This is a genomic window from Acidipila sp. EB88 (assembly GCF_003858395.1).
Lineage (GTDB): Bacteria > Acidobacteriota > Terriglobia > Terriglobales > Acidobacteriaceae > EB88.
The window spans coordinates 1,899,565-1,918,086 of sequence record NZ_QWEV01000005.1 but is presented as its reverse complement, the minus strand read 5'-3'; the positions used below and the strand labels follow the sequence as shown (position 1 = coordinate 1,918,086).

Annotated in this window: 12 protein-coding genes; 9 read left to right on the top strand and 3 right to left on the bottom strand. The window is 62.3% G+C overall.

Annotated features, from left to right (window positions below):
- Positions 1 to 181 precede the first annotated feature (181 nt).
- Entirely contained in the window at positions 182 to 1,774 is a 1,593-nt protein-coding gene (locus tag D1Y84_RS08595; RefSeq protein WP_124848144.1) for a M28 family peptidase, read from the top strand.
- 104 nt (positions 1,775 to 1,878) lie between these two features.
- Here D1Y84_RS08595 and dnaA read toward each other — a convergent pair whose 3' ends face one another.
- Positions 1,879 to 3,354 carry a chromosomal replication initiator protein DnaA gene (gene dnaA, locus D1Y84_RS08590; protein WP_124848143.1) on the bottom strand — a complete coding sequence of 492 codons (1,476 nt, stop codon included), beginning with the start codon at positions 3,352 to 3,354 and terminating at the stop codon, positions 1,879 to 1,881.
- A 694-nt stretch (positions 3,355 to 4,048) separates the two neighbouring features.
- Here dnaA and rpmH point away from each other — a divergent pair.
- The 6 genes from rpmH (at position 4,049) to mnmE (ending at position 9,218) form a co-directional block, all read left to right on the top strand.
- Entirely contained in the window at positions 4,049 to 4,204 is a 156-nt protein-coding gene (rpmH, locus tag D1Y84_RS08585) for a 50S ribosomal protein L34 (RefSeq protein ID WP_124848142.1), read from the top strand.
- A gap of 179 nt (positions 4,205 to 4,383) precedes the next feature.
- Positions 4,384 to 4,854, top strand: a complete 471-nt coding sequence (rnpA, locus tag D1Y84_RS08580) for a ribonuclease P protein component (RefSeq protein ID WP_124848141.1) — start codon at positions 4,384 to 4,386, stop codon at positions 4,852 to 4,854.
- Positions 4,851 to 5,138 carry a membrane protein insertion efficiency factor YidD gene (gene yidD / locus D1Y84_RS08575; RefSeq protein WP_233581285.1) on the top strand — a complete coding sequence of 96 codons (288 nt, stop codon included), beginning with the start codon at positions 4,851 to 4,853 and terminating at the stop codon, positions 5,136 to 5,138. The genes rnpA and yidD overlap by 4 nt, the downstream gene beginning before the upstream one ends.
- 97 nt (positions 5,139 to 5,235) lie before the next feature.
- Positions 5,236 to 7,026: a membrane protein insertase YidC gene (yidC, locus tag D1Y84_RS08570; RefSeq protein ID WP_124848140.1), complete on the top strand. Its 1,791-nt coding sequence runs from the start codon at positions 5,236 to 5,238 to the stop codon at positions 7,024 to 7,026.
- Between the two features lie 82 nt (positions 7,027 to 7,108).
- The gene (locus D1Y84_RS08565; protein WP_233581284.1) at positions 7,109 to 7,708 is read left to right on the top strand and encodes a R3H domain-containing nucleic acid-binding protein; all 600 of its coding nucleotides are present in this window, start codon (positions 7,109 to 7,111) and stop codon (positions 7,706 to 7,708) included.
- A gap of 100 nt (positions 7,709 to 7,808) precedes the next feature.
- The gene (gene mnmE, locus D1Y84_RS08560; protein ID WP_124848139.1) at positions 7,809 to 9,218 is read left to right on the top strand and encodes a tRNA uridine-5-carboxymethylaminomethyl(34) synthesis GTPase MnmE; all 1,410 of its coding nucleotides are present in this window, start codon (positions 7,809 to 7,811) and stop codon (positions 9,216 to 9,218) included.
- A gap of 127 nt (positions 9,219 to 9,345) precedes the next feature.
- Here mnmE and D1Y84_RS08555 read toward each other — a convergent pair whose 3' ends face one another.
- Positions 9,346 to 11,589: an alpha-galactosidase gene (locus D1Y84_RS08555; protein WP_233581283.1), complete on the bottom strand. Its 2,244-nt coding sequence runs from the start codon at positions 11,587 to 11,589 to the stop codon at positions 9,346 to 9,348.
- Between the two features lie 334 nt (positions 11,590 to 11,923).
- On the opposite strand from D1Y84_RS08555, the gene D1Y84_RS08550 reads away from it, so the two are divergent.
- The gene (locus D1Y84_RS08550; protein WP_158615393.1) at positions 11,924 to 13,252 is read left to right on the top strand and encodes a glycosyltransferase family 87 protein; all 1,329 of its coding nucleotides are present in this window, start codon (positions 11,924 to 11,926) and stop codon (positions 13,250 to 13,252) included.
- Between the two features lie 5 nt (positions 13,253 to 13,257).
- Here D1Y84_RS08550 and D1Y84_RS08545 read toward each other — a convergent pair whose 3' ends face one another.
- Positions 13,258 to 15,483, bottom strand: a complete 2,226-nt coding sequence (locus D1Y84_RS08545) for a hypothetical protein (RefSeq protein WP_124848137.1) — start codon at positions 15,481 to 15,483, stop codon at positions 13,258 to 13,260.
- Between the two features lie 361 nt (positions 15,484 to 15,844).
- On the opposite strand from D1Y84_RS08545, the gene D1Y84_RS08540 reads away from it, so the two are divergent.
- Complete coding sequence (locus tag D1Y84_RS08540; protein ID WP_124848136.1) at positions 15,845 to 18,310, top strand: TonB-dependent receptor; 2,466 nt, start codon at positions 15,845 to 15,847, stop codon at positions 18,308 to 18,310.
- Positions 18,311 to 18,522: the final 212 nt, after the last annotated feature.

Below are 18,522 nucleotides of genomic sequence, written 5' to 3'. Positions count from 1 at the left end.
TGTGCCGAGAAGCCGGTTGCACTTTGCTAAACACGTGAACCGCATGCTGGCGCGTGCATCTCGATGCATCCAGACTTGAGCCGGGCTCAAGATAGGTGGGACTGCTAAGCGGCAAGGTAGTGCAGCTTGCGTTCTCCACTGATCAGGAGGAGGAGCCGGCGCGGGTGATATACCTGCAGCCATGTGGCACATTCGCACTCCTCTCCTGCTCGTATCGATGGGCCTCGCCTGCGGCGCCTCCCTGCTGGCACAAACCGGCGCGCGCGATGCACAGATACGCAGGCAGGCACACGATGCCGACACACTGGCCTGGTGGCATCGCACCGAGCAGCTGGCAAATGACACCATGGCAGGTCGAGAACCGGGGACCGCAGCCTACGATCGCGCAGCGCTGCTGGTCGCAAACGAGTTCAAGGCAGCGGGTCTTGAGCCTGCCGGTGAGGCGGGAACTTTCTTCCAACCGGTTCCCCTGCTCAAGCTCGACCTCGATCCGGCGGGCACAGAGTTTCACGTGGAACGGCCCGGCACCGCATCGCTGCCGCTGCGATCCCTCGAGCAGATCGCTGTGCGCCTGGGGCCACAAACCCCTGCATCGTTTCGAGCGCCGCTGGTCTGGGCCGGCTACTGTGAGGCGGCACAGCTGGCCGATGCGTCTGCCGCTGGCTTGCTCGCCGGGGCAATCGCCGTATGCTTTCGCCCGCATCTTGGCCATGCCGACCCTGGCAGCAATGCCGCGCTGCTCAAGGCCCATGTGGCCGCGGTGATGTGGGTGGACGATCCCTCGGAGCCGCTGGAGCCGCCGCGCTGGCCGCTGCCCGCCGCGCGAGTAGTGACGCTGGCGCAGGACACCTCCGCAGCGGGTACCGGCCCTGCGCTGCTGACTCTCCGGCTGAACTGGGAGGCGCTGCCGTCGGTGCTGCAAGGCAGCCAGCACACGGCGCAGGAACTGCTCGCCGCGGCCCGGACGCATGCACCCTCGCCGAGCTTCGCGATGAACACCACGCTTGCCGCTCACCTCCACATCACCACGCAGCGGTTTACCGCAAGCAACGTGCTGGCCGTGCTGCCCGGGACCAGCAAGACAGGCGAGTATCTCGCGGTGTCTGCGCACCTGGACGGTTATGGACGCGGCGAACCGATTGGCGGCGACGCTATCTACAACGGCGCCCTGGATGACGCCGCCTACGTTGCCCTGCTGGAGCAGCTTGCCGCCCGACAACATGCGCAGGGCTTTGCCCGCTCGGTGCTGTTCTGCGCGTTCACGGCCGAGGAAGAAGGGCTGCTTGGCTCGGAGTGGTTTACGCAGCACCCCACCGTGCCGGGCATTGTGGCAGATATCAACCTGGATCAGCTGCGGCCATTGTTTCCGCTGCGAATCCTGACCACGCTCGCGGTAGACGACTCGACACTGGGTGGTGTGGTGCGAGCGGTGGCAGCCGCGCGACACGTAGAGGTCCGGGCCGACCGCGAGCCGGAACGCGGGCTGTTGCACCGCTCGGACCACTGGCCCTTTATGCAGACCGGCGTGCCAGCGGTCGGCTTCATCTTCGGCTATGACCCGGGGACCGAGGCCGAAAGCCGCTACCGCACGTGGTACCGGGTGCAATACCACCGGCCGCAGGACGACCTCGCCCAGCCCATTGACTTCCGGGCAGCACGGGACTTCAACGCTTTCTTCTACGCGCTGGTTGCGAAGGTGGCGGACGATCCAGCTCGACCCACATGGCTGCCGGCCGGGGCAAACGATCACCCGGCGACGCCGGGCGCGTTCTGAGTTTATTTCAGCGTTCGCTGTTTTCTAGAAGGTGGTCTAGCGTGTGCGTTGATACAGCCTGCGCCTGAACGCGCGCACCGGGGCTCGATCCAACGTGCGCGAAGCTAGGTGGCGAGCTCTTCCTGCAGGGCCGCAAGCGTTCGGTTCAGTTCCTTGTCGCTGCGCCGCTGGTCCTCGATCTTGCCGATCGAGTGCATCACGGTGGTGTGGTGCTTGTTGCCGAACTGCCGGCCGATTTCGGGCAGGCTCGCTTCGGTCATCTGCTTCGCGAGATACATGGCGATCTGTCGCGGCACCACGACCTTGCGCGAGTTGTTGCGCTCCTTCAACTCGGTAATACCCTTCATCGCGAAGTGGCTTGCCACCGCACGCTGGATCGCCTCGATCGTGATCTTGCGCACCTGCGTATCGATGAACTGCTTCAGGCAGAGCTGTGCCGTGGTCAGCGAGATCTCTACGCCGTGCAGCTTGCACCAGGCCAGCAGGCGGGTCAGTGCGCCTTCGAGTTCGCGCACGTTGGTACGCACATTGGAGGCAACAAACAGGGCCACATCGGTGGGCAACAGGCTCTCTTCGGACTCCGCTTTTTTGTGCAGGATGGCGACGCGTGTTTCGAGGTCGGGCGGCTGGATATCGGCGATCAGGCCCCACTCGAAGCGCGAGCGCAGGCGATCTTCAATCTTGATTTCCTTGGGCGAGCGATCACTCGCGATCACGATCTGCTTGAGGCTTTCGTGCAGCGCGTTGAATGTGTGGAAGAACTCCTCCTGCGTGCGCTCCTTCTCCGTCAGGAACTGGATGTCATCGATCAGCAGCAGGTCCACCGAGCGGTACTTGTCGCGGAAGCTCGTCATCTTGTCGTAGCGCAGCGAGTTGATCATCTCGTTGGTGAACTTCTCGCTGGACACGTAGCAGATGGTGGCGTTGGGCTGACGCCGCTTCATCTCGTGACCGATCGCCTGCATGAGGTGCGTCTTGCCAACACCGACCCCGCCATAAAGGAACAGGGGGTTGTAGGCCTTGGCCGGGGACTCGGCGACGGCTGCCGCAGCGGCACGTGCAAACTGGTTGCCGGTGCCGCCTACGAAGGCGTCAAAGGTGTACTTGGGATTGAGTTGGGCGGCGCTGTTCCAGTCAAAACGCCCCTGTTGCGGGGAACCCTGCTGCGCCCCTTGCGGTACGCCGGCGCGTGCTGACACAGAAGTCAGGGCTTCTGTCGAGTCCGGACCATTTCCCAGATCGCGCCTTGCCTGCACGGGCGCCGGCGGAAACCGTTCCTCATCACCGGCTTCGAGCTTGGCTGGCTCCGCAGCCTTCTCTGGCACGACAAAATCAACGCGTTCAAACGGAAGACGCAGTGTGTCGAGCGCCTCGCCAATGAGATCGGCATAGCGGTCGCCGATGCCCTGGAACTTGGCCGAGGGCACGCGCACGATCAGGACATTGCCGTCGGTGTGGCTGAACAGGGTTGGCTTGAACCACGTCTCGTATGCCTGCCGATTGATCTTCTTCTGGAGCGCGCCGAGAATGCGCACCCAGGGGTTGAGCGGAGCGGCGGGTGAGACGGGATAGAAGCTCATTCCAGAAGTCCTTACAAACAAAATCAGGTGTTGCAGCTACGCCTACGGCCGATCCCTGCTGCCCCCGTACGTCGAGTCGGCTGCGAGAAGCAAGCCGTGATCCGGCGAAAAAGAGGAAACGTACCCCCACTTCTCCGTAGGGGGAAAAGGGGTGGGCATACACGCGGCGAGTTGTGGAACGAGGCAGAATGGCGTCAGGAGCAATGCGTCTTACTCGATATGCAGCGACCTTGCAGCAGCCATGGATCGTTCGAAGCGAGGCTCAGACTAGCACAGTGGCAGGGGGCTTTGGCGCTTGTTTTCGAGCCATTTCTGTGCTCCCTCCGGGTTTGCACAACGCATGGTGAAGACACACGGAAGCCGCCCTGCGCAGGTCGGAAAGCATGGCTTTTGCTCGCGAAAACGCTGGTGCAGGGCTGCAAGCGCGCGTATGATGCGGCCCGGTGAATCCAGCTCCGCCCTGCTGATAAGGCTGATGCAGCCGGGGGCGTTGTGGGGGGTTCGCGGGTGCAAGCCACGAGGGCGCGTGTGCCCGGTCCGATCGCTATTGCGGCTCAGGTTCGCCGCGGCTTGAGAACCATCCATTCCCACTTGCCTAGATCCGGGCGTCCTGCGCTATACTCAAGGTTCGTCCCCGGGCCTCGGTTCTCAGCCTCCCAGAGCGGACCAAACTGAGCCAAGGAGCTTCCAACACATGCCAAAGCGCACATTTCAACCTAATCGCCGTCACCGTGCCAAGACCCATGGCTTCCGCACCCGCATGAAGACAAACAGCGGCGCTGCCGTTCTGAATCGTCGCCGTGCCAAGGGCCGCCACAAGATCGCCGTGTCCGCCGGCTTCCGCGACTAGTCAACGAGCCGACGCTGTTGCATCGGGGAAGACTTGGCGCTGCCGGTCTTCCGCCTGAATCTGCTACCTGCGCATGGTGTGACTCGTTGTCATCCTTAGCTCTGGGGACGGTTCAATTTTTCTACGGTGTATGCCCTATACGCCAGCAATCCGCAACGCCAGCACAGGCGGTCGTGAACATGCCCACATCCTTCCAACAGACCCGGCTGCGCAAGCATGCGGACTATGGTGTGGTGTATGGCACCAGCCGTAAGCATCAGAGCCCCTCGCTCAGCTACTTTTATCGTGCAGCGCTGATGCCGGTGAGTGATGCTCCAGCGACCTCTTCACGGATCGGCATCACCGTCCCCAAGGTGCTGGGTGCCGCACCGCTGCGCAATCGGCTGAAGCGCCGCCTCCGCGTTGCCGCCCGCGTAGCCCTGCACCATCTCCCCGCTGGTACCGATGTGGTTCTGCATCCTCGCCCCGTGCTGGCGACCATGCCGTTCACTATCCTCCAGCAGGAAATAGACTCCGTCTTCCTCGCGGTCGCGCGTCGCATTGCCCAGGGAGCCCCGAACACGCCACTTCCGCGCCAGCCCCGCAAGGGCGCGAAGGCCGGCGCTCGCTCCAAGCCACAGCCCACTTCCCTAAACACAGCGAAGCCGTGAGCAAACCAGGACCGGGCAGCAAGCACGGGATCATCGACGCGGCCTTCAAGCTGTACAAGGTCGTTCTCTCGCCGGTTCTGCATGCGTTTTCTCCAGGACGGGGCGGCTGCTGCTACCAGCCCACCTGCTCGGAGTACGCAGCCCTGGCGTGCGCCCAGCATGGCATGCTGCGGGGTGGAGCCATAGCCGGATGGCGCCTGCTTCGCTGCAACCCCGCCTCGCGCGGAGGCTGGGACCCGGTGCCGCCAGCGGCGCCGCGCCCGGCTCGTACCCACGCCCAGTAGCATTTTAAAGCTGCTACGCAGGCACGCAGGTACCATAGAGGTGCACGGCGCGCGCGCGACCTTTCAGCGACCCTCTCGAGATTAGGAAGAACCACCCTTGGCAGAATTTAAGAACCCGAACCAGCAAAGCACAGGCGGCCCCGGCTCCACGGGCGGCAACTCGCTGATGATGTACTTCTCGTTGTTCCTGCTTGTGTTCCTGGGGCTGCAATACTTCCGTGGGAAGTCCACCCCGGCCCCCGCGCACCCGCAGAGCACCAGCAGTGCAGTCGCAGCGCCGACCCAGGCTGTGCCCACTCCGATCGCGGCGACAGCAACGCAGTCCGATGGAACTCCGGCGATCCAGGCGACGGCAGCCACGACCACGGTGGTGGAGAACGCCCTGTACCGGATCACCCTTTCGAATCGCGGGGGCGAGGCTACCTCCTGGATTCTGAAGAACTACAAAGACATGGAGACGGGCAAGCCCCTTGACCTGGTGAACCGCCAGGCGTCGGCCCGCTACGGTTACCCCCTGTCGCTGTACACCTATGAGCCGGCGCTGAACACGCAGCTTTCGCAGTCGCTCTTCGTCCCTTCAAACGCCAGCGCAACGCTCGCAACGCCAGGAACGCTGACGTACACCTATGCCGCCAATGGCATGCAGGTGAAGAAGACGTTCAGCTTCGACAACACCTACGTTGTGCATGCCACTGTGTCCGTCACCAGGAACGGGGCGCCTGTTGCCGCAGCGCTTGCGTGGCCTTCCGGCTTTGGCGATCAGCAGACGCTGCCGCAGTATGCGAGCGCGAGCTTCGATGCGAGCCTGAACGGCAAGGCTGCGCAGACAGACATCAAGAAGATCTCCGGCGGTAACACGCTGCGCGGCAACTATGACTGGGGCGGCGTCTCCGATCTGTACTTCGCCGCAATCTTTCTGCCGGACCACCCGGCGAACGCCAGCCTGATCACGCTGCATAACTCGGTCAGCGTTGCCAAGAACGTGAAGAAGCCGAACGACGGTGAAACCTCGCCCGCACCCGTGCTTGGTGCAGCGCTTGTGGATGCCTCGGGAACACTCGACACCCGGCTCTTTGTCGGCCCCAAGACGCTGGGCGCCCTTTCTGCCGTGCATGGAGTAGACGGCGGCCCAAGCCTCGACAAGATTGTTTCGTTCGGCTGGTGGTCCATCCTGTCCACGCCGCTTTTCCTGCTGCTGCGCTGGCTGCATGATCACGTCATCGGCAACTGGGGCTGGTCCATCCTGATCCTGACTGTGCTGCTGAGCCTGCTAACGCTGCCGACACGCATTGCCATGATGCGTTCGTCGATGAAGATGCAGCGGATCCAGCCGCAAATGGATGCCATCAAGAAGCGCTACGCCCAGTACAAGGCCACAGACCCGAAGCGCCAGGAGATGAACCAGGAAATCTTCAAGGTGCAGAAGGACAATGGCGTGAACATGTTCGGCTCGTGCCTGCCCATGCTCATCCAGTGGCCGCTGCTGTTTGCCTTCTACCGCATGCTCTCCAACGTCATTGAGCTGCGCCAAGCGCACTGGCTCTGGGTGCCGGACCTGAGCTCGCCCGATCCGATCCACCTTCTGCCCATCTTCTTCGTGGGCTCCATGTTCCTGGTGCAGTGGCTTACCCCCTCGCCCGGCGTGGACCCGCAGCAACAGCGCATGATGGCGATTACCATGCCTGCAGTCTTCGGCTTCATGACCTGGTCCATTGGCGCAGGTCTTGCGCTGTACTGGGCTGCTTCCAACCTGCTCGGCATCCTGATCCAACTGGGAATGAACAAGACCGCCATGGGCCGCGAGATGCGGGAACTGGCGTTGCGCCGAGCCGCGAAAAAGAACGGCAAGACGATCAACGCAAAAATCGTAAGCCCGCGCAAAGCATAACCGCAGTACTATTTGTGACTCGAGAGGCCTTCGCTACCGGCGAGGGCCTCTTTGTTTGTGCTGTATTCGATACACTAGCCTTGTGCCGATCGCCGACTACCAATCCGCTGCGGAAACGATCTCCGGCTTTTTAAAGCTGCTGACCACGAGTGGCGGCATGCGGCTGAGCTACCGCATCACCGCTGGCCCAGATGCCGCTGACCCTGACGGCTTCGAGGCACGCGAGATCTACGTGGAGATCGATGGGCCCGATGCGCCGATGCTGGTAGAGCGAAACGGGGAACTGCTGCGCGCCATGGAACACCTGGCCGCGAAGCTGATTCATCTTGAAAGCGAAGAGCACGACAAGCTTTCGTTCGACGCCGGAAACTTCAAAGGACTGCGTGCACGCGACCTCCGACTGAAGGCGCAGACGGCAGCCACGCAGGTGCAAGGTACAGGGCAGCCTTACGCGTTTGCACCCATGACGTCGGGGGAGCGGCGCCTGCTGCACCTTGCTTTCCGCGATCTGCCCGATGTACAGACGGGCTCAGTGGGCGAAGGCAGCCAGCGCATGCTGGTTGTGTATCCACTGCACTTCGACCGCGCGACGTACACCCCGCCGACACCTCTGCCTTCGAGCCGCGCCTACTCCACGGGTGGAAACCGAGTTCGACCAGGTGGCTCCGGCCGCCGTCGCTAGGCCGTCTTCGCCAGCAGCTATTCAGCCATGCGCGTGTTTGTTCACGGTGGCGGGCATGTACGGCGTCGGAACCGGCTGGCTTCAACCGTGAGGGCTGTGCATGCTGCCAGTGTCTGAAGATTCGGTGCGCGACACCATCGTGGCCATTGCCACGCCAGCAGGACGCGGCGGCATCGGCGTCATCCGTGTCAGTGGCACCGCGGCGTGCGCGCTTGCGGCCACACTGGTGCGCGGGTCGTCCTCACTGTTTGTGCACCAGCGGGCTCGCTTCTGCTATCTGGTGGACCCAGAAACAGAGCAGAAGCTCGATGAAGCTGTCGTGACTTACTTTGAGGCGCCCCACTCGTACACGGGTGAAGACATAGTGGAGATAGCCGCGCATGGGTCGCCGGTGCTGCTTGACCATATCCTGCTTCGCCTTATGCAGGCAGGCGCCCGCCTGGCTGAACCGGGTGAGTTTACCGAGCGCGCCTTTCTATCGGGCCGCCTTGACCTGATGCAGGCCGAGGCCGTGCGCGACCTTGTGGACGCACAAACGCTGCTTCAGGCGCAGGTCGCTGCGCAGCAGCTGGGCGGCAGCCTGTCCCGGCGCGTTGCCCCGTTGAAGCAGGAGCTCATTGCGCTGATCGCATCGCTGGAAGCGGGCATAGATTTCGCAGAAGATGACACTCCCGTACTTGCATCTTCTGTAATTGCCACCACGTTGGTGGCAATTACAGAGCCCTTGCTCCAGTTAGAGCGATCGTTTGAACAAGGGCGGCTGCTTACACATGGCGCGACTCTAGCCATCGTGGGGCGCCCCAATGCCGGCAAGAGTTCCCTGTTCAATCGACTGCTCGCGCGCGAGCGCGCCATCGTCACCGCCGAAGCGGGCACAACGCGTGACACGGTGCATGAGCATATCTCGCTTGGCGGCTTCCCCATTGAACTTGTGGATACCGCGGGCCTGCGGCACGCCACCAGCGAGGCAGAGCGCCTGGGCATTGAAAAGTCGAGAGAGGCTTTTGCCGACGCGACGCTGGTGATGCTGGTCCTGAGCAGTGTAGACCCGGTCGAGTCGGAGGATCTCGCACTCCTACGTGCCGCGCGCGACAGGCGACTGCTGGTGGTCCTGAACAAGTGGGACCTGTTACAAGGCGACCGGGCGAAGGAGGCTGCCGCGCTCACGGAGGTGCAGGCGCACGCTCCCTGGGCAGAGGTGCTCGCCGCTTCTGCCCTGACGGGAGAGGGAATCGAGCCGCTGCGGGATCGCATGCAGGCGATGCTGATTGGTCACAGCGCAGTGACCAGTGAATCGCCGCTGCTTACCAACAGGCGGCAGCACGCCGCGGTGAAGCAGGCGCACACCGCGCTCGAGTCCGCGCACACTGCCAACGCAGCCGGTACACCGCACGAGGTTTTCCTGCTCGACCTCTACTCGGCACTGCAGTCGCTCGACACCCTGACCGGGGCAACGACTCCGGATACTGTGCTGCACCTCATCTTTTCCACCTTCTGCATCGGCAAGTAGAGGGCGCTCCCGGCAGCCGCTTCATTAAGCACAGAAACTCTCTGCTGGGCTGTCGCGTACAACTTCTACACCTGAGACTCACCACTTGCTGCAATCGTGAGACGAGGCTCCTCGTTGGAACGAGCGGTCATCGCACACGCTCCAGCGCCACTGCTGTGCTGTCGTAGTCGCCACGCAGTTTCAGGTTTACCCCGGCGCCCATCAGCACAGAGCCCGACACGGTGGCTTCGCCCGCATACTTGTCCGGGTCCAGCGCGTGCACGTGGTACATCGCATCCGGATCGAGCCCTCGCAGGTGAACAGCGGCGTAGGGCAATGCGAAACGCTGGCTGTGCACATACGCCAGCAGCACTGCCTGCGAGCCATCGTCGGCCACGTACTCCATCTGCGACGTGTCGCCGGCAAGCGGCGATGCAAGCCGATACAGCTTGCCCTGCTGCACAGTGGTGCGAACGGTCTTGTAGAACTCCGTCAGCTTCGCCGACAGCGCCATGTCCGCGTCGGAAAACTTCGTCAGGTTCGCGCCGATACCCAGCGCGCCCTGCATCGCCACCACAAAGCGGTATTGCAGAGGCACCATGCGGTGATCCATGCTCGGCACATCCGTTACCCACGCAACCATGGTCTGCGGCGTGTACGCCTGCGTGTAGCCCCACTGGATGTCCTGCCGGTCCAATGCGTCCGTATTGTCGCTCGGCCACACCTCGTCCGTGCGCTCGAGGATGCCAAGATCCACTCGTCCGCCGCCGCTCGAGCACGACTCAATTTCCAACTTCGGATGCTTGGCCCGCAGCCGGTCGATCACCTCGTACAGGTTGCGTATCGACTGGAGATAGATCGCTTTCTCGGCATCCGGATTGGGATGTTCCGGGCTTGAGCCGGGAGCCGTGTTCCAGCCCGGCTCCGACCAGATGCGGTTGTAATCCCACTTAAGAAATGCAATGTCGTTCTCGCTCACCAGCTTGTCGAGCCAGGTGAACATCCACTCCTTCACATCGGTGCGCGCCAGGTTCAGCATCAACTGGTTGCGCATCTCCGTCCGCTGCCGGTCAGGAAAGTTCATGGCCCAGTCAGGATGCTGTCGATACAGGTCGCTGTCCGGGTTCACCATCTCCGGCTCCACCCAGATGCCAAAGTCCATGCCCAGCGCATGCACGCGATTAATGATCGGCTTGAGCCCTTGCGGAAACTTCTTCGGCGTCACCGTCCAGTCACCCAGCCCGGCATGGTCGTCGTCGCGCTTGCCGAACCAGCCATCGTCAATCACGAACCGCTCCACACCTGCCTTGGCCGCGCGCTCGGCCAGGGCAATCTGCGTGTCGGCAGTGAAGTTCATCTCGGTGGCTTCCCACGAGTTATAGATAATCGGCCGCGGCTTCGCTTCGCGCGCTTCTCCGCGCTTCGGCAGGATCTCCTGCAACTGGAACTGGCTCAGGATGCGCGATGCCTGTCCTTCGCCTCCATCGGTGTACCCCGCGTAGAACTTCGGCGTCTCCAGCGACGCACCGGCGGCAAGCGTCCAGTGGAAGTCGAACGGGTTGTAGCCGCCCGTGACGCGCGGCTGCTCGAGCGAAGTGTACTCGGTGACAATCTGCCAGTTGCCGCTCCAGCCCAGCTCGCCAAACCACACGGGGCCCGTCTCCTCCGTCGTCTCCCCTTGCTTGCCGATCGAGAACCACGGGTTAGCCTCGTGCGAGGTGTGCCCCGTGCGACTCTCCTGCACGCTCTTGCCTGTCTTCAGCGGCTCCTCGTTCAACTGGAACTCGCCACCCCACATGCCCGTGAGCCAGCGATGCGAGTACCCGGTGCCTGCCGGCAGATTCCACGTGGCCGAGGCCGCGTTTTCGATGCCGAAGCTGCCCTTGCCGATGTTCTCGATACGCGACCAGCGCGCCAGCACTCCCTCGGCATAGGCCTGGTAGTACAGGTGCACGCGCAGTGGCTGCGCTGTGTCCTTCAGCACGATCTCGAGCTTTGCTCCATCCACCCTGGCGGACTCGTAGTGCAGCACCAGCGTGCGGTCACCGTTCAGCGAGTTCACCTTGAGCGCCGTCTCTGGAAAGATGCCCGCGCCGTAGGCCGGGTACTCCTGCGGCGTGGTTGCTGCGGGTGGGTACTGAGACGCTCGCTCCGGCAGGCTCCTGGCGACAGGCACTACGGCCCCGTCACGCAGCAAGGGCCCCCAGTACAACGTTTGCAGAATGCCCTGCTCGTTGACACCCACCACGTAGGTCATTTTGCCCGCGTTCAGGTACCACTGCTGACGGTCCGCCTGCGCACGAACCGCGCTCTGCGCCAGCAGCGGGCAGGGCACAAAGCAGGTCAACGAAACAACACAGGAGCAGGCACCGGCCACGAGCACTTTCAACACTGTCTTCCTCCGCGCAGCAAATCTTACGAGCACTCTATGCACTCCCGTGAGCAGAAGCAACGGGCTTGCCGGATTCGCAGAAAACGCACTGCCCCGTCAAGCGGCGAGCTGCTTCGTGCAGGCCGATTCCCCCGAGAAGCCATCGCTTGTGCACTTCCGGTCTGCGGCCTGCCATGCCTGCATGCGGTTCCTCGTTCAGGGCTGGCCAAACACCCGCTCCGTTCCCGGCAACATTTCCACAACAGCCCCCGTCTTCATAGCAGCCTGCGTTGCCACGCGCAAAGCTGGCATGGGGACTAGACTGAAGCACTCACCACAGGACAGGACGCGCAGGATGATTGCAACAACAACAAGCGAACCGGACCTGCAGATGAAGAGCGGCACGCGCCTGTTTCGCGCCACCGCGTTCACGTTCATGCTGCTGTGTTGCCTGCTCTTTGTGGCTCGGGGCTATCACGACGAGCGACTGGCCGACCATCAGCGCGACTTCAAGCAGCCCTTCTCGAGCGCGCGCTGCCTGCTTACCGGCTGTAACCCATACAGCGAAACAGACACCCGCATCGCCTATCTCAGGGCGGGCGGCATCAATGACGATCCCATTGTGTTTGCGCCGTACTCGGCACTCTACCCGCCTTTTTCCCTCGCGCTGCTCGCTCCGCTGGCCGCTATTCCCTATCCCGTGGCACAGGCTCTCTGGTTGTGGGGTTGTGCCGGCCTGTTCTCGGTCGCCTGCCTGCTCACGGCCGACCTTTGCGGCCGGTTTCACTCAGGCTCCACGGTACTGTGCCTCGGGTTCTTCGTGGTCACCAGCACCATCCTGCTGATGGAGGGCCAGGTCTCGACCGTGGCTATTTCTCTCCTGGTGATCGGCCTGTGGTGCTTTCTGCGTGGGCGGCAGCCGTGGCTTACCACGCTGTGCTTTACGGTCGCGCTCGCCCTCAAGCCGCATGATGCGCTGCTGCTGGTTCTTTATTTCGGCTTTGCCGGGCCGCGCGCAAGGGTCATCCTGCGACGCACGCTGGTGCTTACCGGTCTCGTCGTGGTCGCGGGATGCACCTGGTGCTCCGTGCACGCGTCGTCCCGTTTCTGGATGCACGACCTGCTCCGCAACTTGTACGGCAACTCGGGGCCGGGCGGCGTGAACGAGCCGGTGCAAGCCAACCCGCAGGCAGGCTATCTGGTCAGCGCGCAGGCTATCTTCGGCACCTTCTCGAGTCATCCCCTCGTCTACCACACCGGCGCCTATCTCCTCACGGCCGGGCTGCTTGCCCTGTGGCTGCAGCCCGTCCTAGCCTTGCGAGGCAGCCTGCACAAGCATCTGCTGGCCATTGCGGGCCTGGCCTGCATTACACTGCTTCCCGTGTACCACCGGCAATATGACACCCGGCTGCTGCTGCTCATCTTTCCCGCGGTCGCCATGCTAGTGGGCACCCGGCACCGTTTCGCTACCATGGCGGTTACACTTGCTGCTGCCGCCGGCGTGCTGACGGCCTACCCGCTGCTGCGGCGCGTGCTCGATCATCCCGCAAGGGTGGAAGCCGCTGGCCGGCTCCAGACGCTTTTGCTTTACCGGCCGCTTCCCCTGGTCACGCTTGCGCTCGCCCTGTTTTTTGTCTTCACCCTGCGCGCCTTCTGGCATGCAGAACAGGCGCAGCAGGGCTAGTGGGGCTACTTCCCGGGCGACGGGGTCGCGGGCCATTCGATCCGCACCGCCTGCGGTTCTGCCCGATTGGTGAAGCGCAGCAGCAACGTGCGGCCACCCTGGCTGTACTGATCCGGCGCAAGCGGCTTGTTGTCGACCAGGATGCGCGAAGGCAGCGTTGTTGCAAGGATGCGAACCACGGCATCGGTGTCCTCGATGCCATCCGCGCGAAAGTCCAGAGTGTGAGCCGTAGCATGCTCCCCGGTGATCCTGGCGGATGCTGCAAGAACAGCAGGCAGGCCAGCCGGGAAGTAACTCACGTCGAGAAACAAGGCACGCCTGCCCGGTGCGATGGTCGCCTCGCCGCTCTCGTCCAGACCGGCGCGAAACAGGTCGACCAAGTCACCGTGAACAATGGTGGAAGTCGCCAATGGTGCTGCCGCCACCTTGTTTCCTGCATCCTGCGATAAGCCTGCAGCGACTACAAACGGCCCCCTACGCAGCACAAGGGCGGGGCTCGCGGTCAGTGCAACCTTGCCTGCTGCCGCTGCCGTGTGAACCAGGGTGAGAACAGCATCGGAGCCACTGCCGCTGTATGCCATGGCGGTGGGGCTCTGCGGAGAGTAGAGCACGATGCCTTTGCCCACATGCTGCGCACCCACGGGATCAGGAGCAAGGCCGAGCAATTCAAATAAGTGCGCACGCGGTGTGGCGTAGTGCAGCGCGCCCGTGTTCCACCACCCCTCGACCTTGTTGTACGGATCGTGGTCGTTGTCCACGACAAGCAGGACACCACCGGCCCGCACCCATTGGGCAAGCGACGCGTGAAACGCCGCAGAGGGAGGTTTCTGTCCTTCGTAGGTGAGCAGCAGCATGCGGTATGGAGCAAGGGCCTTTGTGGATGCGGCGCCGACAGAAGTGTCTTCCATGGCGACTGGCTCCACGGGCATGCCGCGCTTGAGCAAAGGCATGGCAAGGCCATAGAAGTTGCTGAGGTCGGGATCGGACGGCTGCGGCTCTGCGCGCTGGAACATCAACGTATCCGAGACCAGTACGCCGAGGCCCATCGTGCCCGCCTGCTCCCAGTGCGCATCGCTGTACTTCCCCATGTCGCCCAACGCATGAAAGACGGCCTGCAGTTCGGTTGCATAGGCGGGAGGAATCGGCGTCTTCGGCGGGGCAGGTTGAGACGAGGTCGGCTCGGCGGAGGCGTACAGTGCAGTCCGGTCGAAGATGCGGTTCGGCCACGGCAGCACCTCGTAGCGTGCCACCGCTGATTGCAGCAGAGAAGCCGTCAAGGTGCTTTCCCAGTTCTGCTGGTAGTCGGTCCACGAGTGATTGGGGTTGTCCTCGATGGGATCATTGAGGTACCAGATCGGCTTGCCGGATGAGCGGGCAATGTTCTGGAGTGCGCCGTACTCAAGAAAAGCAGTCTCGAAGGTGCGCTCGCCGGCGACGCCGTTGTACACGTTGGGCGCGCGGGCAGTGCCCGTCCACACCTGCGCGATGAATCCATCCACGCCGGCACCTAGCAGCGAGGACTCGGGACTCACAATATGCCACTGCGCATAGTTCAGCAGGGAATGCGTGGCCACATAGCAGGGGATGACCCGGTTGTGCGCCTTGCCGTAAGCGCGCACAGCATCAAAGACCTGCTGCAGGGTGCGGCGATATAGGAAGTACTTCAGCTCCGATGCGCGGTACTGTGCCTCGGGCGAACTGTCGGGCGCCTGCCACGCTGTGTGATAGTGCTCCGCCCAAGAGCGTTTAAAGCTGTCGCTCCAGCCGGCATCTGCCCAGAACTCGGGCTCTTCAAGGTACACGGCTTGTGCACCAGCATCGAGTGCCGCAAGCACGCCACTCGACAGGTAGCGACCGTACGCTTCGCTCGGTGCAATGTAAGGCACCTCTCGCCCGCTATGCAGGATGAGCTTGCCACTTTTCTCCTGCTGCGTTTCGTCCCAATGCTCTTTGCCGTCGAAGTCGCCGCGCAGGTAGGGTGCATACCGGCCCCAGGCCACTCCGGTCATCACGGCTGTTCTGTAGCCGTGCGCCTGCCATGTCCTGATGCGCTGCGCGAGCGTTGGGTCGATGCCATAGACGAGAACAGTGTCGGCACCGATGTTGGTTCTTGGCGACCAGGCGTGGTCTGTCTGGAACAGCAGCGTGCTCGGTGCGTCCTGGGCAGAGCCGCTGAGTGCTCCGGCAAACAAAACAAAGCTGGTAACCAGGCTTGCGCCCCACGTCTTCATACGTGGAAGTTTACCCGCAAGGCTTTCCGGCAAGGTTTTATAGACGGGCAACAAGCGTACCGCAGTGGCAGACTGCCCGCGGCTGGAGCGCTCCGAAGTCGATCCTGCCGAGCCACGAGTGCGGCTTCCTGCGCATTGACGCATCGCTTCTAGCCCGTTAAAGTTGATATAGCTGGATGGTTCCCTTGACGACCGCCAGGACGCCTGTACAGAGCTTTGTACGTGGCGTGTGCCAGCCGGGATCCCATAGCTGGGGGTTACATCGTCCCTGCAAGCCAGCCACGCGCGGCTCCTTTTCTTTCAGTCCATTACTCGAACTGGCCATGTCTACGGTGCGACCGCAGCAGGCTAAAGGAATCTCATGTCCCCATTTCGTCGACCCGGTCGCCCCTCCTCGGCTCGCTTCGTATTTGTTTGCGCGCCCATCCTGATGCTTGCCGCGATGGAAGCGCAGGCACAAACCGCAACCCTGAGCGGAGTGGTTCGGGACCCGGATCAGTCCGTGGTCGGCGGAGCCACTGTGACGCTGGTCGATGGTTCGGGCAAAACGGTGCAGTCCACATTGACCGCAGCCACCGGGACCTACACGTTTTCAGGCGTAGCGTCGGGAACTTACCAGCTGATGGTCCGCAAGGATGGATTCTCCAACGTGACCGTGTCTTCGCTCAACATTGCAGCGGGCCGAAGCATGTCGCAGGATGTGGCCCTGGCGCTCGGCAATGCCAACACGACGGTGACGGTATCCGGCAATGTCCTGGGCACGGCAGAGAACGGCTACTTCGTAGACAGGATGCAAACGGGAGTGATGGGCAATGCGCCCATCGTGAACCTGCCCTACACCGTGACTGTGTTGCCGAGTGAGGAAATTGCGAATACCCAGGCGCGCAGCCTTCGGGATGCCATCAAGTATCTGCCGCTGGTGGCCTTTCAGGAGCAGCAGGGCGACCAGATCCTGCGGCCGGAGACACGCGGGATCCAGGGCAGTGTCGCGCAGAACACGCGCATGGATGGACTCGCGATCGACATCACGGGCGCCAACGCGATGGAACAGTACGACCAGCTCGAAGTAGAAAACGGGCTGGGTGCCTCGATGTATGGACCGGCCAACCCATCTGGCATGTTCAACTTCGTGCTGAAGCGGCCCACCGACGAGCGCACGAATAATATCTCTCTCGACTACGACAACAAGACGATCGGCACGGTGTACGGAGACTTCGGAGGCCGCCTTGGCCCGCACAAGATCTTCGGCTATCGCTCCAACCTGCTGATTGGCGAGGGTGCATCGTATGTGGACGGAAGCTTTCTGCGCCGCAGGCTTGCCGAGTTCGCCTTCGATGTAAAGCCAACCGACAGAACCACTTTGGACGCGCACTACAGCGTCTACGACATAGTTGAGCGCGGATACCCGGGCTGGTTCACTTACGGACTTAACAACGCTGCGGCAAAGGTGAACGGTGTCACACCCACCTTCATCCTGCCTGCCGCGCCTGACCCAACCGTGGTTGGTTTTGGACAGCGCTATGCAGGTGTGAACCTCACCACGCAAAGCGCAAGCGCGCGCGTACTGCACGACTTTTCTCCGGACTGGCATGCGATGGCCGGCGGTCTGTGGCAGAACGTCGAGCGGTTTATCTCGACGGGCGTGAACAACATCACCAGCAACACGGGCAATTACAGCACATCCCTTGCTGACAGCTTCGCGCCGCGCTTCGGCATTGCAAGCGATCTTGGCTACATCACGGGTACCGTGCGCAAGTGGGGGATCACGCAGGACGTTGTTGTGGGCAGCGAAGGCTACAGCTTGGTGCAGTACTCGAATGGCACCCTGCCGCCGGCAGCGAACCTGACACTGGGCACTGCCAGCTTTGCAGCTCCGCGCGTTTACCCATTCCCGGTCCACGGCATCTATCAGAACTCGAACGAGTACCAGTCCGCCGTGATGCATCAGCAGGGCTTCAATCTCGGCGATATGCTGACGCTGCCCAGGCACTTCATTGTCCGGCTTGCGGCAAGCCAGGACTGGATCGGCGTGGATAACAACACCTATCCCGGCCAGGTGCGTGCCAGCGGGTCCAACAAGAACGGGATCAGTCCGTCGGCAAGCGTGCTGTACAAGCCGACTGCCGCGACCACCTTCTATGGAACTTTTGCGAGCAGCCTGCAACAGGGAGACGTCGCACCGGGTGGCGCGGTCAACAAGAACCAGGCGCTCGCGCCGTACCGCAGCAAGGAGTGGGAGGTCGGGTTCAAGAGCCAGGCTGCCGGCATCAACCTGACGACAGACCTGTTCCGGATCCAGCGGCCGTTCGCGAACACAAATGCGGCAAACGTCTTCGAGATCACTGGCCTGCAGGTGAACTACGGGGCCGAGATACAGGCGCAGGGCACGCTTTTTCATCGCTGGCTGGTGGACGGCGGCTTCCAGGCGCTGAACCCGCGCCTCAACGACACGGGCATCGCGGCGACCAACGGCAAGCGCTTTGTGGGCACGCCTGACTATAAGACCAACGTGCTGAGCGAGTACCGCTTGCCGAAGCTCGCGAACCTTGTCGTGACCGGAAACTGGCAGTTCGTGGGCAGGCGTCCGCAGGATGATGCCAACCTGCACTACACGGACGGCTACAACACCTTCGACTTCGGGCTGCGCTATGAAGAACGAATCTTCGGCAAAGCATCGATTTGGAGAGTCACGGCGAACAACGTCACCAACGAACACTATTACTCAACGATTGGACCTGGAGATATCACGGGCACTAACGCAAGCAGCAACACGGCGTTCCTCGGACTACCTCGTGTGTATGCAGCGTCGGTGCAGTTCGGCTTCTAAGTGCTTCGCAGTACCTGACACAAATGCCACCTACTCGGTGGCATTTGTTGTTTGTCGCCGCCAGGTTTGTGGTTTGCTTTCGACACTTTCATCGAATGCGGTGCACGCAGTGTTTACAGGGCTAAGTACACGGCAGCAGCCTAGCCTCGCTGTACTTATGCGTGCAGAGGTCTACACATGTAGGAATGACATGGTAGGCAAATATTACCTAC

Excerpts from the sequence above, each read along its gene's own strand:
- D1Y84_RS08595 (WP_124848144.1), top strand. The coding sequence starts at position 182 with ATGTGGCACATTCGCACTCCTCTCCTGCTCGTATCGATGGGCCTCGCC.
- dnaA (WP_124848143.1), bottom strand. The coding sequence starts at position 3,354 with ATGAGCTTCTATCCCGTCTCACCCGCCGCTCCGCTCAACCCCTGGGTG.
- rpmH (WP_124848142.1), top strand. The coding sequence starts at position 4,049 with ATGCCAAAGCGCACATTTCAACCTAATCGCCGTCACCGTGCCAAGACC.
- rnpA (WP_124848141.1), top strand. The coding sequence starts at position 4,384 with ATGCCCACATCCTTCCAACAGACCCGGCTGCGCAAGCATGCGGACTAT.
- mnmE (WP_124848139.1), top strand. The coding sequence starts at position 7,809 with ATGCTGCCAGTGTCTGAAGATTCGGTGCGCGACACCATCGTGGCCATT.
- D1Y84_RS08550 (WP_158615393.1), top strand. The coding sequence starts at position 11,924 with ATGATTGCAACAACAACAAGCGAACCGGACCTGCAGATGAAGAGCGGC.
- D1Y84_RS08545 (WP_124848137.1), bottom strand. The coding sequence starts at position 15,483 with ATGAAGACGTGGGGCGCAAGCCTGGTTACCAGCTTTGTTTTGTTTGCC.
- D1Y84_RS08540 (WP_124848136.1), top strand. The coding sequence starts at position 15,845 with ATGTCCCCATTTCGTCGACCCGGTCGCCCCTCCTCGGCTCGCTTCGTA.